At 49.4% G+C, this 26,863-nt stretch carries 22 protein-coding genes; 17 read left to right on the top strand and 5 right to left on the bottom strand.

Annotation, left to right across the window (positions count from 1 at the left end; genetic code table 11):
• Window positions 1–45 precede the first annotated feature (45 nt).
• The 4 genes from kdpC to HMPREF1141_RS04790 are packed head-to-tail and all read right to left on the bottom strand — an operon-like array spanning window position 46 to window position 4,470.
• A complete protein-coding gene (gene kdpC / locus HMPREF1141_RS04805) occupies window positions 46–600 on the bottom strand; it encodes a potassium-transporting ATPase subunit KdpC (protein ID WP_196795025.1) in 555 nt (184 codons plus the stop codon).
• A gap of 25 nt (window positions 601–625) precedes the next feature.
• A complete protein-coding gene (gene kdpB / locus HMPREF1141_RS04800; protein ID WP_009061607.1) occupies window positions 626–2,683 on the bottom strand; it encodes a potassium-transporting ATPase subunit KdpB in 2,058 nt (685 codons plus the stop codon).
• Window positions 2,684–2,695: 12 nt separating this feature from the next.
• Window positions 2,696–4,384, bottom strand: a complete 1,689-nt coding sequence (kdpA, locus tag HMPREF1141_RS04795; RefSeq protein WP_035316567.1) for a potassium-transporting ATPase subunit KdpA — start codon at window positions 4,382–4,384, stop codon at window positions 2,696–2,698.
• Window positions 4,381–4,470 (bottom strand): potassium-transporting ATPase subunit F, encoded by a 90-nt coding sequence (locus HMPREF1141_RS04790; RefSeq protein ID WP_081487978.1) that lies wholly within the window; start codon window positions 4,468–4,470, stop codon window positions 4,381–4,383. Before HMPREF1141_RS04790 ends, kdpA begins: the two co-directional genes overlap by 4 nt.
• Window positions 4,471–5,066: 596 nt before the next feature.
• Here HMPREF1141_RS04790 and HMPREF1141_RS04785 point away from each other — a divergent pair.
• The 5 genes from HMPREF1141_RS04785 to HMPREF1141_RS04765 all read left to right on the top strand — a co-directional run bounded on the left by HMPREF1141_RS04785 (window position 5,067) and on the right by HMPREF1141_RS04765 (window position 9,618).
• Window positions 5,067–6,275: an ABC transporter substrate-binding protein gene (locus HMPREF1141_RS04785; RefSeq protein WP_009061610.1), complete on the top strand. Its 1,209-nt coding sequence runs from the start codon at window positions 5,067–5,069 to the stop codon at window positions 6,273–6,275.
• A 103-nt stretch (window positions 6,276–6,378) separates the two neighbouring features.
• Complete coding sequence (locus HMPREF1141_RS04780; protein ID WP_035316566.1) at window positions 6,379–7,254, top strand: branched-chain amino acid ABC transporter permease; 876 nt, start codon at window positions 6,379–6,381, stop codon at window positions 7,252–7,254.
• A gap of 12 nt (window positions 7,255–7,266) precedes the next feature.
• Complete coding sequence (locus tag HMPREF1141_RS04775) at window positions 7,267–8,169, top strand: branched-chain amino acid ABC transporter permease (protein WP_009061546.1); 903 nt, start codon at window positions 7,267–7,269, stop codon at window positions 8,167–8,169.
• Window positions 8,162–8,914, top strand: a complete 753-nt coding sequence (locus tag HMPREF1141_RS04770) for an ABC transporter ATP-binding protein (protein WP_009061592.1) — start codon at window positions 8,162–8,164, stop codon at window positions 8,912–8,914. The genes HMPREF1141_RS04775 and HMPREF1141_RS04770 overlap by 8 nt, the downstream gene beginning before the upstream one ends.
• Window positions 8,914–9,618 (top strand): ABC transporter ATP-binding protein, encoded by a 705-nt coding sequence (locus HMPREF1141_RS04765; protein WP_009061588.1) that lies wholly within the window; start codon window positions 8,914–8,916, stop codon window positions 9,616–9,618. Before HMPREF1141_RS04770 ends, HMPREF1141_RS04765 begins: the two co-directional genes overlap by 1 nt.
• 204 nt (window positions 9,619–9,822) lie before the next feature.
• Here HMPREF1141_RS04765 and HMPREF1141_RS04760 read toward each other — a convergent pair whose 3' ends face one another.
• Window positions 9,823–11,715 (bottom strand): sigma 54-interacting transcriptional regulator, encoded by a 1,893-nt coding sequence (locus HMPREF1141_RS04760; RefSeq protein ID WP_009061555.1) that lies wholly within the window; start codon window positions 11,713–11,715, stop codon window positions 9,823–9,825.
• A gap of 233 nt (window positions 11,716–11,948) precedes the next feature.
• Here HMPREF1141_RS04760 and HMPREF1141_RS04755 point away from each other — a divergent pair, with 233 nt between their 5' ends.
• The 12 genes from HMPREF1141_RS04755 to HMPREF1141_RS17280 all read left to right on the top strand — a co-directional run bounded on the left by HMPREF1141_RS04755 (window position 11,949) and on the right by HMPREF1141_RS17280 (window position 26,461).
• Window positions 11,949–12,923 (top strand): hydroxyacid dehydrogenase, encoded by a 975-nt coding sequence (locus HMPREF1141_RS04755; RefSeq protein WP_035316563.1) that lies wholly within the window; start codon window positions 11,949–11,951, stop codon window positions 12,921–12,923.
• A 30-nt stretch (window positions 12,924–12,953) separates the two neighbouring features.
• Window positions 12,954–13,655: an RraA family protein gene (locus HMPREF1141_RS04750; RefSeq protein ID WP_009061574.1), complete on the top strand. Its 702-nt coding sequence runs from the start codon at window positions 12,954–12,956 to the stop codon at window positions 13,653–13,655.
• A 24-nt stretch (window positions 13,656–13,679) separates the two neighbouring features.
• Window positions 13,680–15,050: a TRAP transporter large permease subunit gene (locus HMPREF1141_RS04745; protein ID WP_009061559.1), complete on the top strand. Its 1,371-nt coding sequence runs from the start codon at window positions 13,680–13,682 to the stop codon at window positions 15,048–15,050.
• A gap of 20 nt (window positions 15,051–15,070) precedes the next feature.
• On the top strand, window positions 15,071–15,304 hold the full coding sequence (locus HMPREF1141_RS04740; protein WP_009061596.1) for a hypothetical protein: 234 nt from the start codon (window positions 15,071–15,073) through the stop codon (window positions 15,302–15,304).
• A gap of 86 nt (window positions 15,305–15,390) precedes the next feature.
• A complete protein-coding gene (locus tag HMPREF1141_RS04735) occupies window positions 15,391–16,539 on the top strand; it encodes an amidohydrolase family protein (RefSeq protein WP_009061602.1) in 1,149 nt (382 codons plus the stop codon).
• Window positions 16,540–17,106: 567 nt separating this feature from the next.
• Entirely contained in the window at window positions 17,107–18,933 is a 1,827-nt protein-coding gene (locus tag HMPREF1141_RS04730; RefSeq protein ID WP_035316562.1) for a DNRLRE domain-containing protein, read from the top strand.
• Window positions 18,934–18,946: 13 nt separating this feature from the next.
• A complete protein-coding gene (locus HMPREF1141_RS16820) occupies window positions 18,947–23,350 on the top strand; it encodes an RHS repeat-associated core domain-containing protein (protein WP_009061565.1) in 4,404 nt (1,467 codons plus the stop codon).
• 3 nt (window positions 23,351–23,353) lie between these two features.
• Window positions 23,354–23,983 (top strand): hypothetical protein, encoded by a 630-nt coding sequence (locus HMPREF1141_RS04720; RefSeq protein WP_035316561.1) that lies wholly within the window; start codon window positions 23,354–23,356, stop codon window positions 23,981–23,983.
• Between the two features lie 204 nt (window positions 23,984–24,187).
• Complete coding sequence (locus HMPREF1141_RS16815) at window positions 24,188–25,018, top strand: RHS repeat-associated core domain-containing protein (protein WP_051044270.1); 831 nt, start codon at window positions 24,188–24,190, stop codon at window positions 25,016–25,018.
• 17 nt (window positions 25,019–25,035) lie between these two features.
• Window positions 25,036–25,362, top strand: a complete 327-nt coding sequence (locus HMPREF1141_RS04710) for a hypothetical protein (protein WP_009061556.1) — start codon at window positions 25,036–25,038, stop codon at window positions 25,360–25,362.
• A 336-nt stretch (window positions 25,363–25,698) separates the two neighbouring features.
• Complete coding sequence (locus HMPREF1141_RS04705; protein WP_009061570.1) at window positions 25,699–26,148, top strand: hypothetical protein; 450 nt, start codon at window positions 25,699–25,701, stop codon at window positions 26,146–26,148.
• On the top strand, window positions 26,084–26,461 hold the full coding sequence (locus HMPREF1141_RS17280) for a hypothetical protein (protein ID WP_155863495.1): 378 nt from the start codon (window positions 26,084–26,086) through the stop codon (window positions 26,459–26,461). Before HMPREF1141_RS04705 ends, HMPREF1141_RS17280 begins: the two co-directional genes overlap by 65 nt.
• Window positions 26,462–26,863: the final 402 nt, after the last annotated feature.

Here is a 26,863-nt window from a genome sequence, read left to right as displayed (position 1 = left end):
TGTGGCGGGGGGAGAAATCCATGCCCCACACTGTTTTAAAATAAATTAGCTCGAAAGCAAACCATCCAGAGCCAAATTCACCTTTAAAACGTTGACGGCCGGTTCGCCGATCACCCCAAGGAAGGGTCCGCTTGTATAGGTCTGAATGATACGCCTGACCTCTTCTACCGGCACATTTCTGGCGGCGGCGATTCTGGCCGCCTGATATTCCGCCGCCGCCGGAGAAATATTGGGGTCCACGCCGCTGGCGGAGGCCGTCACCAAATCCATCGGGATATCCGCTGTGTTGCCGGGGTCGAAGGAATGCCACCAGTCAATGCGCTCCTCCACCAGCTTTTTCTGCTCCTCGCTCGTGGGGGACAGGTTCGTCACACCGGCAGGTCTGCCGACCAGGTATTCCGGCCTGGTAAATTCCTGCGCGATCAGCTCGGAGCCGTATTCTTTTTTCGTTCCATCCTTGAGGGTAACGGTAATGATGCTGCCGTTCGCCTGATTGGGGAACAAGAGCTGGGCTGCGCCCGTGATCACCGCAGTGTAAAGAACACCGCACAAGAGCGTCATCAGGGCAAAACACACGAGCGCGGGCCTGAGTAATTTCATGCTTTTCATCGGTTCTCTCCCCCTTTTATGCCAGACCGCAAACGGTCAGAAGAATGTCGATCAGCTTGATCGCGAGAAAAGGAGCGGTAATCCCGCCCAGCCCGTAAATCAGCAGATTCCGTTTCAGCAGCTTTCCGGCGGGCAGCTCGCGGTATTTTACTCCCTTGAGTGCCAGGGGAATCAGCGCGACAATAATGAGCGCATTATAGATGATCGCCGACAGCATGGCGCTTGCGGCGCTGGTCAGGCCCATAAAATTCAGGGCTGCAAGCTGCGGATAAATCCCGAAAAACAGCACCGGAATAATAGCAAAATACTTGGCCACGTCGTTGGCCACGCTGAAGGTCGTCAAAGAGCCCCGGGTCATCAAGAGCTGCTTGCCGATCCGCACGATGTCGATCAGCTTGGTGGGGCTGGAATCCAAATCCACCATATTGCCCGCTTCTTTGGCGGCCTGCGTGCCCGTGTTCATCGCGACCGCCACATCTGCCTGCGCCAGTGCGGGCGCGTCATTCGTACCGTCGCCCGTCATGGCGACCAGATGCCCCTTGGACTGATAGTCCCGGATGAGAGAGAGCTTCGCTTCCGGCGTGGCCTCCGCCAGAAAATCATCTACGCCCGCTTCGGCGGCGATTGCCGCGGCGGTCATGGGGTTGTCGCCGGTGATCATAATGGTTTTGATACCCATCCGGCGCAGGTCCTCAAAGCGCTCTTTGACGCCGTTCTTCACAATATCCTTTAAATAAATCACGCCCAGCACCTGATTGTTCTTCGCAACGACGAGCGGCGTGCCGCCCGCGCCCGCCACGCGCTGTACCAGCTGCTCGCATTCCTGCGGGTATTCGCCGCCCTTTTGCAGCACAAACGCTTTGACGGTATCGGCGGCGCCTTTTCGGATCTCATTCCCCTGATAGTCGATGCCGCTCATTCTGGTTTTTGCCGAGAATTCCACAAAGTTTGCTCCCAGAGTGGAAAGTTCGCGGCCGCGGATTCCAAACCGCTCCTTGGCCAGCACCACAATGCTTCTGCCCTCCGCGGTTTCATCCGCAAGGGAGGAGAGCTGCGCGGCGTCTGCCAAATCCCGCTCCGAAACGCCGTTCACCGGCAGAAACTCGCTGGCTTGGCGATTCCCCAAGGTAATGGTTCCGGTCTTATCCAGCAGAAGCACATCCACATCCCCGGCGGCTTCGATCGCGCGCCCGCTCATGGCCAGAACGTTGGCCTGATTCAGGCGGCTCATGCCCGCAATGCCGATGGAGGAAAGCAGCGCGCCGATCGTGGTGGGCGCAAGGCACACGAGAAGCGCAATGACGTTGGTGATGGAAATCGCCGAGCCCGCGCCGGCCTGCGCGCTTGCAAAGCTGGTAAAGGGCAGCAGGGTCGCCGTGACCACCAGAAAAATAATGGTGAGGGTAATCAGCAGAATCTGCAGGGCGATCTCGTTGGGCGTTTTCTTTCTGGCGGCGCCCTCCACCATCGAGATCATTTTATCGAGAAAGCTTTCTCCGGCCTCCGCCGTCACCCGGACGATCAGCCAGTCGGACACCAGGGTCGTTCCGCCGGTCACCGCGCTCCGGTCGCCGCCGGATTCGCGGATGACGGGCGCGGATTCCCCGGTGATGGCGCTCTCGTCCACGGAGGCTGCCCCGTCAATCACTTCTCCGTCCATCGGGATCTGCTCGCCCGCCTTCACGTACACAATATCTCCCTTTTTCAGCGCGTTGGAGAGAACTTCAGTATATTCCTCAGTATTGGCCGCAGATTTCAGCTTTTTGGCCTTTACGTCTTTTCTCGCGCTGCGCAGGCTGTTGGCCTGGGCGCGGCCGCGCCCCTCGGCTATAGCCTCCGCAAAGTTGGCAAACAACACGGTAAACCACAGGATCAGCGCGATGGCGAGGGTATAGCCCGCATTTTCATCTTTGAGCCCTGCAAACGAGAGAAAATACAATACAGTCGTCAGGATCGCCCCGATATAAACCACCAGCATCACAGGATTTTTCACCTGCACGCGGGGAGAAAGCTTCGCAAAGGATTGCCGGAGCGCATCCGCAAAGATGTTTTTATCTACATTCTTCTTTTCCATTTGAATCCCCTTCTAAGATCGCGTCGTAAAGAAATCGGCAATCGGGCCGAGTGCCAGTGCGGGCAAAAAGCTCAGCGCGCCGATGATCAGGATCACTCCGATCAAAAGCCCGACAAAGGTGCCGTTGCTGGTGGATAAGGTTCCTTCCCCCGCGGCCACCGTTTTCTTCTGCGCCATATTTCCGGCAAGGAAGATCACCGCCGTCATGGGAATGAACCGAACCAGAAGCATAATCACCCCGCCCAAAACATTGGTGAATACGGTATCCGCACGAAAACCGGCAAAAGCGCTGCCGTTGTTATTCGCCATGGAGGAGAAAGCGTAAAGGATCTCTGAAAATCCGTGAGCGCCCGAATTGGTCAGCCACGAGACGGCGCCGGGACTGACGACGGCGGCCGCGGTGCCGAGCAGCGTCAGCAGCGGGGGCGCCAGAACAATCAGGCACACCATCTTCATATCGAACGGCTCTACCTTTTTGCCCAAATACTCCGGTGTGCGGCCGACCATCAGACCCGCGATAAACACCGTAAGCAGCACGAACGCAAGCATGCCGTAAAGCCCGCTGCCCACACCGCCAAACACGATCTCCCCCAGCTGCATCAGGAACATGGAGACCATCCCGGCCAGCGGGGTCAGGCTGTCGTGCATCGCGTTGACTGAACCGTTGGAGGCTGCCGTGGTGACAGCTGCCCACAAAGAGGAAGCGCCGACGCCGTGGATCACTTCTTTCCCCTCCATACTGCCGGAGGCCGCCACCCCCTGAAATGCAGGGGCGGCAAACTGTTCGCTCACTGTGGCGGCTACAAGCGCCGACGCAAAGAAAATCATCATGGTAATATAGATCGTTCTCCCCTGCTTCCCGTTCTTTACGGCTTTTCCAAAGCTGACACAAAGAGCAGCCGGAATCAGCAGGATAGACAGCGCCTGAATGAAGTTGGAAAAGGGCGTGGGGTTTTCCAGCGGGAACGCGGAGTTCATCCCGAAAAATCCGCCTCCGTTTGTGCCAAGCTGCTTAATGGCGATCTGGCTGGCCGCGGGGCCCAGCGGAATTGTCTGCGCGGCCCCGCTTTCGAGCATGGCAGCCTCGTGATAAGGGCCGAAGGTCTGCACCACTCCCTGAGAAATCAAAAGCAGAGCAACGACGAAAGAAAGCGGGATGAAAATATAGAGAGTCGATCTTGTCAGATCGACCCAAAAGCTGCCGAGGGTCTTTTTCTGCTTTAAAACAAAGCCCCGGATCAGCGCAAAAAGAACCGCGATTCCCGTTGCGGCCGATACAAAATTCTGAACGGTAAGCCCTAAAAACTGCGTCAAATAAGACAGTGTGGATTCGCCCGCATAGGCCTGCCAGTTTGTATTGGAAACAAAGCTGGCGGCTGTATTAAACGACAGGTGCCAGCTGGTGCCGTTCATCCCTTCGGGATTCAGCGGCAGAAAGCCTTGAATCAGTAGCAAAAGAAACAGGAAAAGAAAGCCGGCCGCACTGAACAGAAGAACGGAAAGCGCATATCTTTTCGCGCTCATTTCTTCGTCCGGCGCAGCGCCCATCATCCTGTAAATTCCCTTTTCCACGGGGGCAAGCGCCCGCGTTAAAAACACCTTCTGCCCTGTCATCACCTTATAGATATAGCTGCCCAGCGGAACGGACAATCCAATTAAAATAGCGATATAAAGGATGTCCTGCAAAACCATACGACTCATAACTCATCACCTCGAAACAGAACGTAAAACAGATAGACCAACAGGGCCACGCCGATCAGCCCTACCGCGATAAAAACGATCCCCATTCTTTCATCTCCCAATATCTCTTTCTTTGCACACATAGACCATCTAAATCCTTTCAGGCATTTTCAACCACCAGGATTTCAAAACCGGATGAACAATGACCCGAATTTCGGAGGCCTTAAAATCTGATTCGACTGTCTCTATTGTTCTACCCTCACATCCTCACTATTCCGGTAGTTTCCATCCTATCAGAAAAGGAATCAAAACGGTGTCAAGATGAAAACGCCCCGCGTCAAGAAATTGGCAAGATGGTGTTTCAAGAGATCGTTCTATATCAAAAGCGCTGTTCATAAACTCGCGAAAGCCGGAGCAGACGACCCGAAAAGGATCGCTGCCCCGGCTTTTGTCTTAGACTTTTTGTGAGCTGAAATCAGAAGTTTTTAGAACGCAGAAAATTCAAGAGCAGGTCTCAACAGCTGACATGCCTCATAAATATAGGACAGGATGATCCGATACGGCGAGCCGGGTAACGCTGACCGAACCACACCCTTTGCAGTCATTTTCAATGACAGCATGGGGCTGCACCCCGCAGAGCCAGTTGAACCGGTATCCAGCCGATTCATCCTCTCGTATTGAGAAAAACAGGAGGGAAGTATTCATGAAAAAACTGTTGGGAGTCCTGATGACTTTGTCCTTGCTGATGTCCGTTACCGCGTGCGCATCCGGCGGTTCGGCGGCAGGCGCTGCTTCTTCGGGGGGCTCTTCCGGAGGAGATTCTAACGCCCCGATCCGTATTGGGTTTTTCACACCGGAATCCGCCGCCGCTGCCGCCGCCGATGGCCAGAGCGCGCGTCAGTCCGCCGAACTGGCTGTGAAAATCGCCAACGACGCCGGTGGCATCAATGGCCGCAAGCTTGAGCTGGTGGCCTATGACGACGGTCTGGACAACACCCAAGCGGCGAATATCGCCGAAAAACTCTCTACCGCCGACAAGGTGGACGCTGTTGTCTCCGGCTCTTATTCCGGCCCCACTCGCGTTGCCGCTCCCATCTTTCAGGATGCGGGAATCGTGATGGTCGCCGCCTACGCGATTCACCCCGACGTGGTCAATGCCGGCGATTTCATTTTCTCGCAGTCCTTCCCCGGCTCGGTACAGGGGACTGCCGGCGCCAAATTTGCCGTGGAGAACCTGAAAGCGAAGAAGATCGCGATTATCGGGGTGGATTTGGATTTCGGCAAGGAGCTTTCGAAATACTTTAAGTCCTATGCCGAAGCCAATGGCGCAAAAATCGTTTCGGAAGACTATGTGGCAATGTCCGACAATGATTTCACGTCCATCATCTCTAAAATCAAAAGTCTGAATGTCGACATGATTTACAGCGCCAACTACTATGCGCACGCCTCCGAAGTGGTGCGGCAGGCCGCGCTGCAGGGCCTGAAGGTTCCTGTTCTGGGCACGGAGGGGGCCGACTCCTGGCAGCTGCTGCAAACAGCCGGCGAGTATGCCAACGGACTGTACATCACCACCAATATGAACCGCGACGACAAGCTGGAAAGCACGCAGAAGTATATCGAAGAATACGAAGCCGCGTACAAAATGCAGCCCGACATGGTAGGCGCATCCGTATATGACGCCTTTCAGGTGCTGTTTGCCGGCTTTGAGTCAGTGGGCACCGGCGACAGCGCCGCACTGCGCGATTACATCAGCAGCATGAAGGACTTTGAAACGGTTACCGGCAAGCTGCTCTACTACACCAAATCCCGCTCGGCCGTAAAGACCGTTCAGATTCAGCAGGTGCAGGAAGGCGCATTCCATGGATTTGCTGTGATCGATGATTCCAAGATCATTGACCCGACCAACTATTAAACCGAAATCGCTCCCATAAACCAAAATGGAGAAAGAGGCGTCGCCAATCGCGGCGGTGCCTCCTTTTTGTAAAAAATCTCCCAAAGAGAAGTGGTGCACGAAAATGATTACGCAACAGTTAATTAATGGACTGATGATCGGCAGTCTCTATGCTCTTACCGCTTTGGGCGCGACACTGATCTACGGTATCCTCAGAATTCTTGATATTGCGAACGCGGCCGCTTACCTGATCGGCGCTTATGTGGGCTGGTACATCTACCTTTCTACCGGCAACATTATCCTGACCTTTCTCGGCGCGATCCTGCTGGCAGGGGGGCTCGGCGTACTGCTGCAGAAAACAGTTTACAGTCCGATTCTTGCGAAGCCGCAGGTGATTGCGATCATTCCTCTGGTGGCGTCGGTCGGCCTGTTCACCATCAGCAACGATTTGGTTCGCCTCATTGCGGGGCCCGGAACCAAAGCGTATAACTTTTCTTTTCCTGTAGAGTCCTACCGCATCGGCGGTCTGGTGATACTGCCCAGCTGGATCCTGATTTTTGCGCTCACGGCAGCCCTGCTGCTGATCCTGTGGTTTATTCTGAACAAAACCAAGCTGGGTCTGGCCTGGCGCGCTACCGCGCAAGACAGCGAGATTGCCAGAGCGGTCGGTGTGGATACCAGTTCGGCAATGGCGCTCTCTTACGTTCTCGGTTACGGGTTTGCTGCCGCCGCGGGCATCATGGTCGGTATTCTTTACAATTCGATCACTCCCGCTCTGGGCGAGGTGCCTTCTTATAAGATGCTGGCCATCATTGTGCTGGGCGGACTGGGAAATCCCTTTGGAACCGTCATTGCCGGAATCTTCATCGGCCTGACCGAGGTGCTGGCCTCCGTATATACCCAAATCCCCATCCCGAAAGATGCCATTGCCTTTGTCGTATTAATCATCGTGCTGTTGATCAAGCCCTCCGGTCTGATCAGTCAGAAAAACAAAACATAAGGGGGTGGGGAAATGACCAACTATCTGTTTTCGATCGCCTCAAATGTCGCCATTTTCAGTATTTTGGCGCTGTCGCTCAACATCATCACCGGCTATGCCGGGCAGGCCATGATGGGCCACGCCGCCTTTTTCGGCATCGGGGCCTATTCCGCCGCACTCCTGACGAACGCAGGGCTCAATTTCTGGCTTGCGCTGCCCGCCTGCCTGATCATTGCGGGAATCTGCGGCGCCATACTGGGTATCGCCAGCCTGCGCGTGCAGAATGACTTTCTGGCGATTACCACCATCGGCCTGAACTTCGTCATGGTGGCGCTGTTCAACAATCTGGAAATTTTCGGAGGGTCTTTGGGCCTTGCCACCAAGAAGCCGTATTTATTCGGGCAGCGCATGGGCAACCGGGAGTTTTTCTTCCTTGCAGTCCTGGTTGTAATTGCCGTATGCTTTTTGATCGTCAAGATGAGGCGTTCCTGGTTCGGCATCGCATTGGCCGCCATCAACAACGACGAAAAAGCGGCCAGCTCCTTCGGCGTCAACGTCAGCCAATATAAAATCCTCAGCTTTATCCTCGGCACCGCCATTGCCGGACTGGCTGGAGGAATCTACTCGCACCGTATGGGCTTCATTTTCTCTTCGGATTTTGCTTTCGTGATTTCCATCCAAATTCTTTCCATGGTGGTAGTAGGTGGTCTCGGCACGATCCGCGGCCCCCTGATGGGCGCGATTTTACTGGGAGTGGCGCCGGAGCTGCTGCGCTCCGCCTCGGATTACCGCAATCTGCTTTACGGCGGCCTTCTGGTGCTGATGGTGCGCTTTATGCCGGAGGGTCTGCTGGGCGACGGCAGTCCCCTGATGCGGGCCTTTGTGAAAATCAGGGTCTCCCTGTTCCCAAAGAAAGGGGGGCAGAGCCATGGATGAGCTGCTGCGCGTGGAAGACCTGAAAATGTATTTCGGCGGTCTGAAAGCCATAGACGGCCTTACTCTTTCTGTGTATGCCGAAGAGGTGCTCGGTATCATCGGGCCAAACGGAGCGGGCAAAACCACACTGTTTAACGCCATCTGCGGCGTGTATAAGCCCACCGGGGGTAAGGTGCTTCTTCGCGGAGCGGAGGTGCAGGGCCTGCCCGCACACGAAATGGCGCGCAAGGGCATCGCCCGTACCTTTCAAATCTCGAAGCCCCTGAAGGACCTGACCATTCTGGACAACGTGGTGGCCGCAGCCGGAATCCACGAATACACCGGTGTACGCTCTTATTTCAGGAAAAGCCATACCCCCGAAGTGGTGGAGAAGGCTGAGTCTGTACTGGAGCTGGTCGGGCTGGAAGAGCTGCGCGACAAAAAGGCCCGCGATGTATCTCTGGGCTACCTGCGCCGCCTGGAAATCGCCCGTGTTCTGGTCACCGACCCTCTTCTGATCATGCTGGATGAGCCTGCCGCCGGTCTGTCCAACTTTGCGATCAACCAGATCACGGAGCTAATCCTGCAGCTCAAGGAACAAAAAAAGACCATTGTCCTCATTGAACATAACCTCCCCATCACGATGAAAGTCTGTGACCGGATCGCCGTGCTGAACTACGGCAAAAAAATCGCTGAGGGCATTCCTGCGCAAATACAGGGTGACCCGCAGGTGATTGAAGCCTATTTAGGGGAGGAGGATGACTGATGCTGGAAATGAAAGATTTGTATGTTTCTTACGGGATGATGGAGGTCATCCATGGAATCAACCTGAAGGTCGATTCGGGCGAACTGGTGTCGGTCATCGGGCCCAACGGCGCGGGAAAAACCACGCTGATCAAAGCCACAATGGGTCTGGTTCCGCTTCATTCCGGCAGCATTTTGTACGACGGGCAGGACATTTCAGCACTGCCCGCACACAAACGGGCGGAGATGGGCATCGGTTATGTGCCGGAAGGCCGGCGCGTCTTCGGGGACCTGACGGTGGAGGAAAATCTGCGGATCGGCGCGTACCGTCTGCCGGATACCAAGCAGATACGGCCCAATCTGCAAAAGGTGTACGAGATGTTTCCCCGGCTGGGGGAACGTAAAAATCAACTGGCGCGCACAATGTCCGGCGGGGAACAGCAAATGCTGGCCATCGGCCGCGCTCTGATGCTCTCCCCTCGCCTGCTGCTGATCGACGAGGTGTCTATGGGGCTGATGCCCATTATGGTGAATACCTGCTTTCAGATCATCAAGGAATTGAACGAGTCGGGCATCACGATCCTGATGGTGGAGCAGAACGCCAACAAGGCGCTCAAGATCGCCAACCGCGGATATGTGATCGAGGCCGGCAACATCACTCTCGAAGGCACCTCGGAAGTACTGCGCAGCAACGACATGGTGCAAAAAGCGTACTTAGGGAGCTGAGATTTTAAAGTATCATCAAATCCGATATACCGATTAAGAATAAGGCCATTTGTGTTTATTTCCTTCCAAGCGCATATAAAAGCGGCTCCCCATATGGGGAGCCGCTTTTATATCAGACTTACTCTGCTGATGAACTGTTAAAGTTTGACTGGCGCAATATCGGCCTGCGTGCTATGGCGCACTCTGGTTTGCGGCTGCAAGCAACTAAGGGATCAAGCGGTATTTTTTCATTTTCCTCCAAAGCGTTGTGGTGCTGATATTCAGTTCTGCGGCAGCCTGTGCCCGGTTGCCGCCGCTGCGTGCCAAAAGCTCCTGTATTTTCTCCCGTTCATACTCCATTACGGATTCTCTGGGGGAAGGCGGCACCACAGCAGCCCGTGTATCACTGACCGCCGCGGGGCGGCGCCGGATCACTCCCTCCAAACAGTCCGGCCCGATACACGTGCTTTCGGACAGAGTAATCGCCCGCTCAAGAAGATTAAAAAACTGCCTGATATTCCCCGGATAGGCGCCCTCCTGCAGCAGCGTGACCGCTTCTTTGCTAAACGTGATCTCCGGGCAGTTTTTTCTGGTATAATGCTCGATCAGGCGGGGAATATCCTCTTTTCGTTCCCTCAGCGGCGGCAGATACAGCTCCAAAACATTCAGGCGGTAAAGCAGATCCTCGCGGAACTTTCTCTCCTGAACCAGCTCTTCCAGATTCTTGTTGGTCGCGCTGATGACCCGCACATCGATCGGAACAATCTTGTTATCGCCCAGTCGGCTGATCTCCTTCTCCTGCAGCACACGGAGAAGCTTTGCCTGAACATCGATATTCATTTCGCCGATTTCGTCCAGAAACACAGTCCCGCCGTGGGCCAGCTCAAACAGCCCCATCTTCCCTTCTTTGTTGGCCCCGGTGAACGCCCCTTTTACATAGCCGAACAGTTCGCTTTCCAGAATGGATTCCGGTAGGGCCGCGCAGTTGATCGCCACAAAAGGCTCGTTGGCCCGGCCGCTGGCGTTATGGATGCTTTGTGCAAAAACCTCTTTCCCCGTGCCGGTTTCACCGGAAATCAGAATTGCACTGTTACTTGCCGCATATTTTTTCCCGAGCCGGATCGTCTCTTTGATGGGAGCACTTTCTCCCACAATATCCAGGAAGGTATATCGGGCGGCCGGATATTTTTCACTCAGCTTCATGCGGATCTGTTTTTCCGCGGATTGAATTCGGTTTCCGCTGCCGACAATGATAACCACGCTTTTCAGCTGCGCATTCACAATGATCGGCCTGCAGTTCACCAGATACACGCGAGAGAACAGATTGACAATCGACTTCTGGATGGGTTCCTTTTGATTCAGGACCCGATCGGCCTCCTTCTCCGGAAAGAGAAGATGTAGAATTTCTTCCGATGACCGGTTGTGGAACAGGGCTTTGGCATTATCGTTCAGAAAAAGAAGTTCCCCTGTGGGGGAATAGTTCAAAATTGCGTCGGGTGTTCCGTTGATGGTGGCCAGAATCGTCTGAAGGTACTCATCCTTTGCCTCCATCGACATCAGAATATTCAGCGCCCGGTCAATGGCCGTTTCCACATTGCCGGAGTGAACCCGCAGCATCACATGGCGCAGCTCGTGAGCATCGGCGGCCTGCTTTACGGAAAATCCGCCGATCAGCAGGCGGGTACCGGGGCGAAGCTCGCCAATGATATCCTGCTCGACGGTATCCGGGGATTTGGGATCGATCACCTGCACATCCATGCCGGAAATCCGGCGGAAGCGCAGCATGGTATCATAGGCACTGTCGAACCCGATCAGCGCAATTTCCTCCGGCGCACAATCGCCCATCTGAACGGATTCATAGATTTCTTCGTAAAGATATGGAACATCCACCACCGGAATGGGCACATTCTCCTCCAGAAGCCGCACGTTGCGTCCTCTGGCAATCAGCACCTTGGCCCCGGCGGAAACAGCTTCTTTGGCATTGCGGATCGTATGCTTTCCGGTCGCCTCAATAATCCCCACCCGGCTGGTCAGGCGGCGCTTTTGGATAATCTGCCTTGCAACAGAGGTAAAAACATCGGATGCGGCAAATATCATAATGTCGCGAATCTCTTTCACGGGCAAGCCCTCCATTTCATATGAATTTCAAAAGTGAAATTCATATGAAAATGATACCACGATTTTTTAAAATGTTCAATCAGAAAATAAAACCTGTTTTTGTGTCCGAAAAGAAAAAACATGCAGATTTCATCCGCCTTTTCAGCGTTTTGTCAATATTTTTTAAAAATTTAAAATCAGTTGGCATAGAAATTGCGTTTCTATTGGAGTGTAACAAGAAAGGAGGCTACACAATGGCCTATCAGGTACTACTGCCACAACCTATTTTGAAAGAGGGATACGATTACTTACTCGAACATGGTTACGAGATCGTCGAGGGGAAAGGCCCCGGCGAAGAAGATATTCTCTCAGACATTGAAAAGTGTGACGCCATGATTGTCCGCACCGCAAAAATAACCGCCAGAATTTTAGATGCGGCGCCCAACCTGCGTGTCATCGCCCGGCACGGGGCAGGATATGACGGAATCGATCTAGAGGCGGCACGCCGGCATAACGTTCTGGTGATGAACGCGCCTGGTGTAAACAGCATTTCGGTGGCTGAGCTGGCGATCTTCTATATGCTCTACTGTTCCCGCAACTTTAAGACGGTGCAGAAGCTCTATCAGGAGGATTACAGCTACGCGAAATTTAAGGTTCCGAAAACAGAACTGAATCAAAAGACGCTGGGCCTCGTCGGTTTGGGGAATATCGGCAAGCTGGTCGCAAAAAAGGCCGCCATGGGGTTCGATATGAAGGTAATCGCCTTTGACCCCTTCCACCGCGGAGAGCTGCCGGATTACATCGAGATGACGCAGGACAGGGACGAGATTTTCCGCGTCAGCGACTATGTATCCCTTCATGTACCGGCTACAGAGGAAACGGTCAAAAGCATTGGCAGCCGTGAGTTTTCTTTGATGAAAAAAACCGCTTTCCTGATCAACACCGCCCGCGGCTCGATTGTAGACGAACCGGCTTTGATTCAGGCGCTTCAGGAAAAGCAGATCGCCGGGGCCGGGCTGGACGTGCTTTGGGATGAGCCTTTTCAGAAAGATAACCCCCTGCTGCAAATGGACAATGTACTGACCGCCCCGCACATTGGTGCAGCCACAAAAGAAGCCTCCAGCCGCGCTTCTGTGGCCTGCGCGCAGAACATAGACGATTACTTCTGCGGACGGCCTCTGCACGCGGTCGTCCCGGAGCTGAGAGATTTGATACAGGCAGAAAAATAAATTCTGATACAATGAGAGGAGAAAGAGAACATGAGTGTAGGAAACCGAGTTTTTCTGGAACGTGATTTACCGGATGCAAAAGTGATGGAGGGCTTTCGTGCTCTGCCCGCGGCAAATGTAGCGGACACCATGGGACGCTCCTGTGCACTGAATTCCCAGATTCACCTGATCAGCAGCCCGGAAAGGCCCATTATGGCAGGCGCAGCGTTGACCGTGAAGGCCCGCCCCGGCGATAACCTGATGCTGCACAAGGCTCTGGATATGGCCGGCCCTGACGACGTCATTATCGTATCCAACGAAGGAGACCGCACACACTCCCTGATGGGGGAAATCATGGCGGTTTACGCACAGTGCACCCGCAAGGTACAGGGCATTGTACTGGATGGCCCGATCCGTGACATCGAGGAGTTGTCTCAGATGGAGATGTTCCTGTATGCAACCGGATCTACCCCCGGCGGCCCGTACAAGGAAGGCCCGGGTGAGATCAACGTGCCGATTTCCATTGGCAATATTGCGGTAAATCCCGGGGATATTGTTCTGGGCGACCGGGACGGCGTCATCATCATTCCCAGAGCAGACGCGGCTCAGATTCTGGAGGATGCGAAAAAATATGCGGAAGCGGATGCCAGCAAGGTGACCGCCGCAAAAAATGGCACTGCAAAACGCCAGTGGGTAGAAGATACTTTGGCGAAGAAGAACGTGGAAATAATTCAAGGAAAATGTACAGGATAAGTTCTGAGAAGGAGGGAATGATTCATGATTTTGGGAATCGGAATCGGCATCTGGGCATTCATCATTTACATCGCAGCGATCATTATCTGGATGCTTGTATTGAAAAGAAACATAGCCGAGTGCATGGGCATCGGTTTTCTTATCGTCGCGTTATTCAATGGATTTTCTGCTTTTCCGGGCACTTTGGGCACCGCTTTGCTCTCAGCCTCGAAAGAGAGTTCTTTTCTCGCGACCATGCTGTTCTTGCTGATGTCGGTCATTATGACAAAGACGGGAATGATCGCTCGTCTGGTTGAACTTTTAAACTCCATTATAGGCCGCATAAAAGGCGGCGCGGCCTATGTTTCCGTATGCGCGAGCTTTTTATTCGGCCTGGTATCCGGTAATGCGATTGCCAACTGTGCAACGGTCGGCGCCATTACAGTCCCGTGGATGAAGGAAAGCGGCTGGCCGAAAGAAGTATCCGCTACCATGAATGCGGGCAATGCCGGTGTTGGGCAATCCATGCCCTCCTGCACCGCCATGTTTCTTCTGTTAGGTCTGGCCCCGGTTGCAGCTGCAATGACGGTCGGGCAAGCTTATATTGCCGTGCTGTGCGGCGGCGCGTGGACATTCGTGTATCGACTGATCCGGGTATGGCTGTATGCGAAAAAATACAATGTACAGGCAGTTCCGGAGGATCAGATCAAGCCGTTCGGCCAATCCTTCCATGATAACTGGACTTCTTTGCTGATGCTGGCCGGTATCGCGATCCCCTTGCTATTGACCATGGGCCCCATCGCAAAGTTCCTGACTGCTGCGGAATCCTTTGCCAAAGCGGGCGTTTCTTCGATCAATATCGTTCTGTGGGTTCCCGTCGTTGTCAGCGTGATTTGCCTGATTGTCGGCAGAAAGAGCCTGCCCCAGACAGGCAGTGAATGGATCGGCCTGCTCAAGGGCTGCCAGCCGACCTTTGCAACCGTCGGAGGCGTACTTCTGTTTGCTCTGGCCGCCAGCAATGTGCTGACCATGGTCGGCTTCGACCAGGACCTCAAGGTGCTTCTGGAAGCTCTTACCCTGCCGAATCTGGTTATGATTATCCTGACCTGCATCATGATCGTGCTGGTAGCCGGGCCCCTGAGCGCCGTTGCCACAACCGCTGCCGTGGGTTCCGTTGCGTTCTCTGTTTTTGTGGGCGCGGGAGTAAACCCGATTGCCGCAGTCGTTGCGTTTATGATCTGCATTTCTACGGAAGGCGCCTCTCCCCCCAGCTCGTCTCCTATCTTTATTTCGTGCGGATTGGCCGAGGTAGATGACCCCAAGGTTATTTTTGTACCGCTAATCACCGACTATGTCCTTCCGTTGATTGGGGTAGCCACTCTGGTAGCAGTCGGAGTACTGCCTATTATTCAATAGTCTGTAAAAGGAGGATTCCCATGAAAACGGCAGAGAAAATTTTAGACGCCCTTTGTGTTATCACCACCATCATTTTCTTTGTAGCAGTTACACTGATGGTCCTTGCGCAGGGATTTGCTGTTATTACATTGAATGGAGCGCTGTCCACTTCGCTATATAAAGCGATTGCAGTACCGGCCAGTATGGTTTCGGCCGTGTCTTCCATTATTGCTATTCTATTGGCTTATATGAGAGGTCAGATGAAAGCGGACTGAGTATTCACCGACACAGCCGTACAGGAATACGGAGAAATCCGTATTCCTGTACGGCGAAATTGCATCAATGAAAAAGGAGGAAAGAAATGCTGGATTTATTAATCATCAACGGCCACGTGATCGACCCGCTCAATCAGGTCGACAACATTCAGCCGGTTGCCATTTATAACGGAAAAATCACAAAATACGAAGAAGGAGAACCGGCAAAGCACACGATTGACGCTGCCGGACGTTATGTTTTCCCCGGACTGATCGATGCGCATGCGCATATGTTTGCGGAAGGAACAGATATCGGAATCTACCCGGATCTCGCTTATTTGCCAACGGGAGTAACAAGCGCTGTGGATGCAACCGCGGGCGTTTCCAATTACCGGATGTTCCGCTCCGCAGTGATCGAGAGAAGCAAGGTGACCATCAAAAGCTTTCTGCAGATGTGCTCGGCAGGACTCGTTACCACCAGTTACCACGAGTGCATCGACCCCAAATACTTTAATGCAGAAAAAATTGCCCGAATCTATGAAGAAAACAAAGACAATATTCTGGGACTGAAAATCAGGCAGAGTGAAGAACTGGCTATGGGTCTTGGAATTGAACCGCTGAAAGCTACGGTCGCCATTGCAGATAAAATCAACTGCCCGGTAGAAGTACACTGCACCAATCTTCCGGTTCCCACCTGCGAAGTGCTGGAGGTACTGCGCCCCGGCGACATTTTCGAACATGTCTATCAGGGTGCAAAAAACACAATCATCGACGAAAACGGAAAGCTGTATGAATGCGTTCGCAAAGCACGGGAACGCGGCATTTGGTTTGACACTGCCGAGGGCCGCAAGCATGGCGACTACGATGTGATGAAAGCCGCGATGGCACAGGGCTTTATCGCTGATATCTGCAGTACAGATTTAGTGCTGGGCAGTATGTATCGGCGCACGATTTTTTCTTTGCCGAACCTGATGTCCCGCTATATTTGCATGGGAATTCCCATGCGGCAGGTGGTGCAAATGGCAACAAGCACGCCGGCCCGCCTGATGAAGATGACTGGAGAAATCGGCTGCCTGTCCGAAGGGGCAAGAGCAGACGTCGCCATTTTTGACTGGAAAGAATTCCACCAGACATACCGCGATTGGAAAGGAAGCGCATTTGAGGCCGATCACATGCTCAAGCCTGAGCTGACGATCAAAGACGGTGATATTGTCTACTGCGCTGCCGACTATATTTACGAACCCGAGTACCAGTAAATTCAATTGTTCATTAAAAATCCAAACAATTCATTTGGCCTCCCGGTCGGCGCGAAAATGCGCCGACCGGGAGGCTTTATATTACAAGTATTGACTAATAGGCAAGTCGTCAAAAAAACTTGTACCTGTTCATGAGGATAAAAGAAATTCTTTGTTATAACAGCTCTTTCTTTCATGCGGCGCGTTGTTTTCTGCTGATACTAGGGTTTTCTGACGCGCATGCTGCATCTGATTTACTTTGCAAATTTTCAAAAGCGATTATGACAAACTGCGGATCAATGCGATTCCCGATAGCAAACCAACGAATGCTTCGATTGATATTTTGGAGTAATCAATCTCAGGAAAAGATTCTGCAAAGTTCACATAAACAAGGATTTCTGTTAACCTATAAAATCTATTATTTATTTCAGATACTACAAAAACCACTGTAATAACCGGAGTTTATTCACAACCCCTTATAAACATTATGTAAATTTTTTGTTACTTATGTTGACTTAGTTCTTTATTTGTTTTATACTCAAGCCAAATAAACCCAAAACAACCAAATAATAGTAAGGAGGTCACATGATGAACGCTTTTACATCAAAAGAAACTGAAGAACGTATCAACAGCACCGTAGATCAGCAGGTTCAGGAAATTGGGATTCCAAACAATGAAGATACGACCTTTGAAGGCGCAGCCATCATCACCGAATATCCGGAAAAACGGACGGAAACCTCCAAGACCTTTTTGATGAGTGACGGCACATTTTTGGCCGCCTCGTATGATCAGCCGATTCATTACAAAGACGATTTGGGTTTATGGCAGGATATTGACAACACGCTCAGTGTAACAGACGCGAAAGCACCTGAAACATCTCAGCGGCTTATCAACAAGGCAGGCCGCACTTCCATCAGTATGGAAAAGGTAATCAAGCCGGAGGGCATCGTCGCCCTGAAAACAGATAAGCATTCGATCCGCTGGGGATTGGACGGTGCAAAGAAAGTCGCTTCTGAATTGGTGACGAAAAAAGCGCCAGCCGCTGAAAGCCATAACGATCAGTTCTTATGGCTGAAAAAATTGAACAGTGAAGTCATGTATCGTAACGTGCTTCCTGAAGTTGACGTGCAGTACCTGATTTTTGCTTCCTCTGTAAAAGAAAATATTATTTTGAAATCCGGGGATGCGCAGAGGAAATTCACGGAAACCTACCAAATCGGCTCACTGATTCCAAAGCAAAACAGCGATCAAACGATTGCTCTGTACGAAGCAGAAGACGCAAAGCAGGAAAACCCGATCTATACCATCAAAGCGCCTTCCATGACTGACTCTAAAGGTATCATCAGCACCGCGGTTTCCATGCGCATCCTAAAGCAGGATTCGGAACAGCTGCAAATTGAAATCGCTCCCAATGAAGAATGGCTGAGCGATTCCTCCAGAGTCTATCCTATTACGATCGACCCAGCCATTGGTTCTGGCGGCACTGTCCGGGATACCTTCGTCAGCTCCGGCGCCCCAAATAACAACTTTGGCTATATGGGGAGCATGTACATTGGAAATGAAACCGTAACCTATAAAACCTGCCGGATTTTGATGGACTTTGATCTTCCTAAAATGGATAAGGGCGACATGGTGGTGCAGGCTCAAATGAATCTGGTACAGTTCAAAAATGGGATGGATCCTTCCACCGGTTCGATGCTAATCAACGCATATGAGATGGGTTCCGCCTGGAATGAACATAGCGACACATGGAACAACACCCTTTCGGCAGTTCAATCGGCAATGAATGGGCCAATCCTTGATTATGCTGTAACTTCTCAAAGCACAAACGAAAAGGTCGTCTCCTGGGATTTGACAAAACTGGTCAAGGGATGGTATGACGGTTCCAGAGGCCATAAAGGTGTTCTGCTGGCGGCAAACAATGAATCCGCGGCGGTCAGAAACCAGTTTTATTCCTCTGATTATCCGTCGGGTACCGGTCTGTACCCTACCCTTACAATTCGTTATGTCAACAACACCGGATTGGAACCATACTGGAGCTATCACCAACAGTCTGCCGGCAGAGCAGGAACCGGCCATGTCAATGACTATACCGGAAATCTGGTATTCACCATTCCACTTACCGGGACTACCGGAGAGCTGATGCCGTTGAATTATGGATTGGTGTTTAACAGCAGCATGTCCGGCACGCAGTTTAAAGACGGGAAACGCGGCGGAACTTTTGGCATGGGGTTCCAAAGCAACCTGAGTCAGCGGATTGACAGCACCGCCGAATCTAACGCGACAAATGACGCGGAAAAGGAAAAATTCAGGCTGCTGACCGCCGCCGGATACAAATTCCTGTATCTGGACGAAGACGGAACTGAGCACTTTTTTTGTGACGGATCCTTCCAATTCTTCCAGGTATACGGATGAAGACGGTTATGACATGATCCTCACCATCGGGGGCAGCACCGATGAGTATTATACGCTCAGCTATCAGGATGGTTCTAAAAAAACATTTACACAGTCGGGCTATCTCAGAAAGATATACGATATCAATGGAAATGCACTCACTCTGGCTTACAGCGGTGTAAAGCTCTCCACCATTACGGACGGTGCAGGCCGGGTAACGACTCTTGGCTACACCAGCTATGGAAACTTGGATTCCATTACGACGCCGGATGGAAAACGGACGCAGCTCCGCTACGACACCGATAATAAGCTTCTGACTTCCATCACCTTTTTTGACGGTAAAATCACACGCTATGCCTATAACAGCGGGAATCTACTGACTTCGGCGACAGACATTGACGGGAGCCGGATGGAATACGCCTACGAGCTCAATGGTTCGGACTGGATGATTCGGAATCGCGTAACCAGTGCCAAGGAGTATTCCGAGTCCGGTGAGATTGGAAATACGGTTAAGATGACTTATAAAATAGACAACACAACCGATTTTCAATATCTCTCTGCGCTGGGAAAATCACAGAATGAAACCTACGGCTTTGATCGGTACGGCAGGGCAGTCAGCGTGGTAAACGCAGATGGTTCCGCCAGTGCATACGGCTATACCGTAAATCCCGAGAAAATTCCTCAAAGAAATAAAATATCCGCTCAGGCGGCAACGATCCGGTCTGTTGTAAACCTGCTGACGAATCATAGTGCCGAGCTGACAGAATCGCCCCCTTCCTGGACTCTTTATCGGCAAGGCACATCTACCGGGCAGATGACCATAGCTTCTGACAATGCTTTTCTGGGGAATAACTCTCTGAAAGTAACGCAGACACAGTCCGGAACCGGCATGGTCGGCGCAAGGCAGGTGAAAACAGATTTAGTGCCGGGGGATACGTATACGTTTTCTGCCTATGTCAAAACAGAAGGGGTTAGCGATGGATTTGCCAATCTGTTTGTACAGGCGATCGGCGATAATCCGGCAGAATTCATCGGTCAAGGCGGAATCAACGGAACCTCCAGCGCTTCGAGCAGTCTCCCCGATGGCTGGAACAGGATTGCCCTGACCTTTACTGTTCCGGCAGGAACAACCGAGGTCGCCCTCAATGCCGGGCTGATCGGCGCAACTGGAACCGCATGGTTCGACTGCCTGCAGCTTGAAACCGGAAATGTGGCCAATCTTTATAATATGCTGGAAAATTCGTCGCTGAAATACCCCACCGACGGCAGTTCTTATATCCCAATCAATTGGACTGGCAGCGGGCTGGAATCCGGCGACGGAATTTCCAATGAAGAGATGCACATCAAGGGAAATCCGACGATAAACAAAAGCTTAAGCCAAAAAATTCCGATTAACAAATCAGCAAGAACAATTGCATTTGTGATGTCCGGAAAAGCGCGCGGGAATTCCATTCCGACAGACGCTACTCTCGGCCGGTATTTTGCTCTTGACCTTGGTTTGATCTTCAAGGACGGTACAAAGCAGTGGACAGTCGTACCGTTTAATCCGGATTCAAGTGGAGAGCAATACACCACCGGTCCTGTTTATACACTGGAGGACAATCTGGACAAAATCATTGATCGAGTAGAATTTTATATCATCTATTATAAAAACGCGAATTCCGCTTACTTTTATGATGTGCAATTGAATCTGGATGAAACAGGCTCTACGTTTACCTATGACCCAAACGGCCAGCCGATTACCTCCAGACAAAACGCATACAATAATGAAACGTACACATATACCAATGCCAAAGAGCTTCTCCTTGCAAAACAGCGCAATAATGATTCCTATGGATACTTTTATGGAGATCAAAACAATCAGGGAAATCTTCACCGCTTAAGATCCGCTCAGTCCGAACAAACCAAAATCGGTATGTATTACAGCTACGATGGCAAGGGGAATGTGATAGATACTAAAATGGGTGTCATTAATGATTCCGGTGAAATCAACACCACAGTTTCCGCTAACCCTTACCTGCAGACCATACAAGGATACAGCAGTAACGGGAATTACAGAACCTCTGCTTCCGATCAGCGCGGAAACATCACTACTTACAGCATCAATGCGATTACCGGTCTCATTCACTCTGTCACTGATCCCAAGGGATATCAGACAAGTTACACTTATGACTCGGACAATTATTTTTTGACGGAAGTCAGTGCACTGAGCAGTGCCGGTACCGTAACGGTCAGTTATGAGTACGATGAGGCCGACCTGCTGTCTAAGATCACCCACAACGGGTTCGATTACTATTTTGGCTATGACGGCTTTGGAAATACCGTCAATATCAAAGTTGGTACCAAGAACCTGATCACTCACGTTTACGAAACCGGAAACGGAAACCTGCTGTATTCCCTCTATGGCAATAATTACAAAATCAGCTATGGATATGACCCGTATAACCGTGTCATCTCCGTACAAAAGAATAACGCGCCGACGTATCAGTATGATTACGATGCGCGCGGGAATCTGGCCAGAGTAACCGATACCTCTGAGGCAACTCCTAAAATCACGAACTTTTTCTATGACATGGCAGACCGTTTGGTACGAAAAACGTTTGGAGTGGATACCGAAATTCGTCAGAGATATGATGACATGAATCGTATTATCAGCCAGTATTTCCGGTTCAAAAACCAGACCCGCCTCACTTCGTTCACCTATACCGTGGATAACCGGAAAAAGGAGACCAACCTGTTATCCGGTGGAAAAATGACATTCAGTTACGATACGCTCAACCGAATTTTCATCACTGATGTGAATCATGTTGCAAGCACCGATCCGACTCTTCGCACTCAGGTGGAGTTTGTGAACCTCCCCGCTGGAAACCGTACAACCACCTTAACGAAAAACCACTTTAATTACAAGAGAGTAGGAAATACAAACGTCGCCACTCTTTCCTCCTGCGCCTACACCTACGACAACAATGGAAACATCAGTACTGTAACGGATGCTGCCGGAAACCTCACCACCTATACCTACGACCAGTTAAATCAGCTTGTCCGTGTGGATGACCAGAAGGCCGGGAACACAATCACCTACGACTATGATGTGGGCGGAAATATTACTCGGGTCAGATACTATCTCTATTCCACCGGTCAACCGGGAAACGCATTCCTCAATGTTTCTTACTCCTACGATAATGACAACTGGAAAGATGTACTGACCAGCTATGACGGCCAATCCATCACTTATGATCAAATCGGTAATCCTCTTACCTACCGCGACGACATGAGCTTTACTTGGGCAGGACGCCAGTTGGCTACCGCCACGGTGAATGGAGAAATCACCAGCTATACCTACAACAGCGACGGTATCCGCACCAGCAAGACAGTGGATGGCATCACAACAGATTATCTGGTGGATGGCAGCACCATTCTGGCACAAAACACTGTCTATGATACCCTGTGGTTTATGTATGACAGTGACGGCACCAGAGTCGGCTTTACCTACCACGACGACGCCTATTACTACTTGAAGAACGCCCAAGGCGACGTGACTGGCATTGTTGACAGCAACCTAAATGTCGTTGTAGAATACAGCTATGACGCATGGGGCAAGCTGATTGAAACCACCGGCAACGAGGCCAATTTCATCGGTAAACTGAATCCATTCCTGTACCGCGGGTATTACTATGATGTCGAGACGGGGCTGTACTACTTGAACAGTAGGTATTATGACCCGGTGACAGGGCGATATTTGAATGCGGATACTATTTTAGGATTAAACAGAGATGTACTGGCGTACAATTTGTTTGCTTATTGCAGTAATAACCCAACTAACTTCCATGATCCTATGGGTTTGGGAAAAGTTTGGGATTGGATTAGCAATACTGTTAAATCAGTTGTTAATTCTGTAAAAAGTTTTGTTAATAACTATTTAACTGATCCCAGTAATGTTTATGGTCTTGTAGCAGATGGACTATCGATCGGAAGTGCCGGAGGCTCTCTTGCACTTGCTAATTCGGTAAATAGTGCTCCGCGTCCTAAAAATATTGGAGCCGGCACATGGAAAAAGACTGTTTCGCAAGATCTAAGAAAAATCAAAAAATTTGAAAGCACTTCAAGTAAAGTTCTTGGTAAAGTCGGTTATGGCGCTGTAGCTCTTGATACAGGTATTGGTATCTACGATAATATCCAAAATCATGCTTCTCAAAAGAAAATCTTAATAGATGCCACTGTAGATATAGCAGTCTCTGGTGGTAGTATATGGGCTGCTGGAGCGGCTGGTAGCGCTTTGGGTGCAGCAGTTGGCACAGTTGCTCCAGTTTTCGGAAATATTGTCGGAGCAGCAGCAGGATTTGTGATAGGAACTACAATTTATGTGTTTACTGATGGGATTTCAATTCAAGGCAATACTATCAGAGGACATGTAAAAGATTTTGCAAACAGTTGGTGAAAAATGAGAATTGAAAAAGAAAGTATCGTGTCTTTTATTAACTACAATTACACCCCAATTAAGAAGAAACAGGTATTCACGCGTGTTTTGCTCTCTTGGGGACTTAGTGTTATCATTTACTTGATTAACCAATCTTTGATTGTGATTTTATTTACTGGAAATGTCCTTGTTACTGGTTATGCTACAAAGTTAATTTCAGCTAGTAAAATTACATTAAAACAGCAGAATTTATTTGTTGGTATCCAATCAATTAACTTATCTGTCATCTTAGTAGTGGCATCATATCGATTCGCAATATTAAATTCTAAAGATAATATGCCATTACTATTAATATTACTCGCACTGATAGTTGTTAATATAGGGTTCCTTTTCGTATTAGTTTTTCATTTAATAAAAAAGGGTGCTTACAACAGAGAGGCCAGCAATAATACAAGTATTACTAGGTGGTCATTTATTGGTAGTTTTTCTGGATTCATCGCTGCAAGGTTATTTATTAACGATACCTCTCAAGACCCAAACGCTATATTCCTTTCAGTTATGTTAATGATTATCGCTTTTTTAGAAAACTTTGAAAGCATGTTTTTATTAAAGTATTTATTGCAAGTGTATCTAGAAGAACAGAACAAACTATAAGTCACTCAAATTAAATCACGAAACAAAGGGACAGCACCGTTTTCAGTGCTGTTCCTTTGTGCTGATATAATCCACTAGTAACACTCATTTTAATCCTCGTTGATTTCATATTGCTCTTGCCTGTGAGCAGGCTAACGGCAAATAAGTTATGACCGTGTCGATGCTAGAGTAGACTTTACCTACCACGACGACACCTATTACTACATGAAGAACGCGCAGGGTGACGTGACGGGCATTGTTGACAGTGAGATGAATGTCGTTGTAGAATACAGCTATGACGCATGGGGCAAGCTGATTGAGACCACCGGCAGCGGGGCTGATTTGATCGGCAAGCTGAATCCCTTCCTGTACCGCGGGTATTACTATGATGTGGAAACCGGGCTGTATTATCTCAACAGCAGATACTACGATGCACAGACTGGTAGGTTTTTGAATGCGGACAGTAATATTTCTATTGGAGAAGATTTAGCTGCTGCTAATTTATATTTGTACTGTGGAAATAATCCTGTAACAAGAGTGGACAGCGATGGTCTCATCTGGGAAAAGTTAGCGTCCTTGGGTCAGGCAATTTGGAATATTCGGGAGAACAATTTAAGAGCTGCTGAAAAAATCCAGATTGAATCAGCAATTAAATATGCAAATATGTACGCTGCCAAATTTGGAAAAAATAATGATTTCAGTTGGGAAATGTACTTTTATGCATTTTTATATGGAGATTCTTTAGCTGCTAATTATGCTTACGGAATTAGTGGGGGAATCAAGGTTCAGGGATGGATACAACGGTCTACAATGAATCAGGTAGGAAATCGATTTGGGCAAAAAGGTCGGACTGCATTTGGTAATGCATTAGCAAAAGGTATTGTTGGAAAAGAAGGTAGCGGAATTAAAAGATTAGCACCTGGAACTAAAGTGGCTGGAAAAGCATATCAATATGAACTAAAAGTCAAAGCAGATTATGGAGATTGGAGAATATATGGAAACATGAATGATAAAGGTCAAATTATTTTTGAATTGTTCGAGAAGGCATTGCACTAATAAGAGAGGACCAAAATATGGATACCAAAGAATTGAAAAGCTGGGTAATTAATAATAATATTGAGGAGAAAATCTACAAATATTTTAATCGGGAGTTCACTTCATACCAGACAGAATATGCAGAGGAATTTCATCAACAATTTCCGAATTATGATGAAAATTTATTAGTTCCTAAATTTTATAAGGCAGCTTTGACTCTTATATCATGGGCAGAATCAGAACAAGAATGTATTATCGTATTCTTAAGATTTTATTATGAAAATAAATATGCTGGGGAATACAAGCTTGTATATTCTTTGGAAGGAGAATTGATTGACGATTACTTTGTGATTGATTATAAGTAAATCATTGTTTTCATTGCACCCATCTGAAAAAAGTTTTTATACTATTGACACAATTTGTAAAATATGTAAAAAGAAACAGAAATGCTTATAAGCATTTCTGTTTCTTTTTATGACTTCCTTGTTAAAATTTAAAGAGGTATCCCCAATAACCGTACCAGATCAGCTCGATTTACGAGGGACAAAGTCACTGGAACAGTTTCTCAGTTTCTGCAGTAATGATATCTCCTGACGAACTACGACGGCCAATTTCTCACCTACGACCAGATCGGAAATCCCCTCACCTACCGCGACGGGAAGAACTTTACCTGGGTAGGCCGCCAGCTGGCTACCGCCACAGTGAACGGAGAAATCACCAGCTATACCTACAACCATGATGGTATCCGTATCAGCAAGACCGTGGACGGTACCTTAACTGATTATCTGGTGGACGGCAGCACCATTGTTGCGCAAAGAACCGGATATGATACCATATGGTTTATGTATGACAGTGACGGCACCAGAGTCGGCTTTACCTACCACGACGACGCCTATTACTACTTGAAAAATGCGCAGGGCGACGTGATGGGTATTGTTGACAGCGACCTGAATGTCGTTGTAGAATACAGCTATGACGCTTGGGATAAGCTTCTTACTAACACCAGCAGCGACGACAAGACCAACTTCATCGGCAAGCTGAATCCCTTCTTGTACTGTGGGTATTACTTTTCAACTAGAGGTCTTTATGTTAAAAAAATTTATAACTATCATTTTTCTACTTGCCTGTATTTGTTCATTCGTTTCATGTGAGGAAACGACCGAATATCCTATTGGAGGTAGAGATACTCATGATTATTTCGGACATGCTCGATTTGTTGTTTTACTTGGATGGGATTCGTCGAACAATAAAAAGTATTATGATTTATATGATCAAAGCTCATACAATTCCATAGATGTTATTACTGATTATAAGGATATAAAACCATATGTATATGCTATCGGAGAAAGGGGATATACAAAGTTAAATTATGAGACTGGCGAATTAACTCAATCTTTAAGCGTATTGGATTTTTCAAAAGATGATCAAAGCGTTTTTAAAGAGATTCAAAAAAATAAAATTTAATATTTTAAAAACTTCTATAAATCCTAGAAACTATTGTTGAGTGCAGAAGAACCCCGCTTCTATGAAGCGGGGTTCTTTTACACGCAAAATCAAAATCCAGGTGAAATTGGCCTTATAAAAACGGGAAGGTGCACAGACTGCACTAAAAAAAACACGATAAAAAGTCAAGTGCTTTCTTACGCAAATCCTACAAACAAAGGTAAAAAAACCGGCTATGAATTGACTGCTCTTCCTTCCATTGTTATAATTCAATCAAAGAAAGAAACGTGGCATTTGTCACAATGCTTCTGTTTTACAGGAAAAAGGCGAAATGTAGAAAGGGAGGGAGAGTATGAGGAACCGTCAGTCATACGAAAAAGTATGAGCAAAATCCGATATGGGTGCCAAACCTATCCGTGGAAA

Source organism: Clostridium sp. MSTE9 (assembly GCF_000277625.1).
In the GTDB taxonomy this organism is placed as follows: Bacteria; Bacillota; Clostridia; order Oscillospirales; family Acutalibacteraceae; genus Faecalispora; species Faecalispora jeddahensis.
This window is presented reverse-complemented; position numbering and strand designations above follow the sequence as displayed.

Bases quoted from the DNA above. Each gene is read 5' to 3' on its own strand.
- HMPREF1141_RS04710 (WP_009061556.1), top strand. From the start codon at position 25,036: ATGGATACCAAAGAATTGAAAAGCTGGGTAATTAATAATAATATTGAG.
- HMPREF1141_RS04740 (WP_009061596.1), top strand. From the start codon at position 15,071: ATGAAAACGGCAGAGAAAATTTTAGACGCCCTTTGTGTTATCACCACC.
- kdpB (WP_009061607.1), bottom strand. From the start codon at position 2,683: ATGGAAAAGAAGAATGTAGATAAAAACATCTTTGCGGATGCGCTCCGG.
- HMPREF1141_RS04770 (WP_009061592.1), top strand. From the start codon at position 8,162: ATGGATGAGCTGCTGCGCGTGGAAGACCTGAAAATGTATTTCGGCGGT.
- HMPREF1141_RS04765 (WP_009061588.1), top strand. From the start codon at position 8,914: ATGCTGGAAATGAAAGATTTGTATGTTTCTTACGGGATGATGGAGGTC.
- HMPREF1141_RS17280 (WP_155863495.1), top strand. From the start codon at position 26,084: ATGTTAAAAAAATTTATAACTATCATTTTTCTACTTGCCTGTATTTGT.
- HMPREF1141_RS04790 (WP_081487978.1), bottom strand. From the start codon at position 4,470: ATGGGGATCGTTTTTATCGCGGTAGGGCTGATCGGCGTGGCCCTGTTG.
- HMPREF1141_RS04780 (WP_035316566.1), top strand. From the start codon at position 6,379: ATGATTACGCAACAGTTAATTAATGGACTGATGATCGGCAGTCTCTAT.
- HMPREF1141_RS04720 (WP_035316561.1), top strand. From the start codon at position 23,354: ATGAGAATTGAAAAAGAAAGTATCGTGTCTTTTATTAACTACAATTAC.
- HMPREF1141_RS16820 (WP_009061565.1), top strand. From the start codon at position 18,947: ATGATCCTCACCATCGGGGGCAGCACCGATGAGTATTATACGCTCAGC.
- kdpA (WP_035316567.1), bottom strand. From the start codon at position 4,384: ATGAGTCGTATGGTTTTGCAGGACATCCTTTATATCGCTATTTTAATT.
- kdpC (WP_196795025.1), bottom strand. From the start codon at position 600: ATGAAATTACTCAGGCCCGCGCTCGTGTGTTTTGCCCTGATGACGCTC.
- HMPREF1141_RS16815 (WP_051044270.1), top strand. From the start codon at position 24,188: ATGAAGAACGCGCAGGGTGACGTGACGGGCATTGTTGACAGTGAGATG.
- HMPREF1141_RS04750 (WP_009061574.1), top strand. From the start codon at position 12,954: ATGAGTGTAGGAAACCGAGTTTTTCTGGAACGTGATTTACCGGATGCA.
- HMPREF1141_RS04730 (WP_035316562.1), top strand. From the start codon at position 17,107: ATGAACGCTTTTACATCAAAAGAAACTGAAGAACGTATCAACAGCACC.
- HMPREF1141_RS04735 (WP_009061602.1), top strand. From the start codon at position 15,391: ATGCTGGATTTATTAATCATCAACGGCCACGTGATCGACCCGCTCAAT.
- HMPREF1141_RS04785 (WP_009061610.1), top strand. From the start codon at position 5,067: ATGAAAAAACTGTTGGGAGTCCTGATGACTTTGTCCTTGCTGATGTCC.
- HMPREF1141_RS04745 (WP_009061559.1), top strand. From the start codon at position 13,680: ATGATTTTGGGAATCGGAATCGGCATCTGGGCATTCATCATTTACATC.
- HMPREF1141_RS04775 (WP_009061546.1), top strand. From the start codon at position 7,267: ATGACCAACTATCTGTTTTCGATCGCCTCAAATGTCGCCATTTTCAGT.
- HMPREF1141_RS04755 (WP_035316563.1), top strand. From the start codon at position 11,949: ATGGCCTATCAGGTACTACTGCCACAACCTATTTTGAAAGAGGGATAC.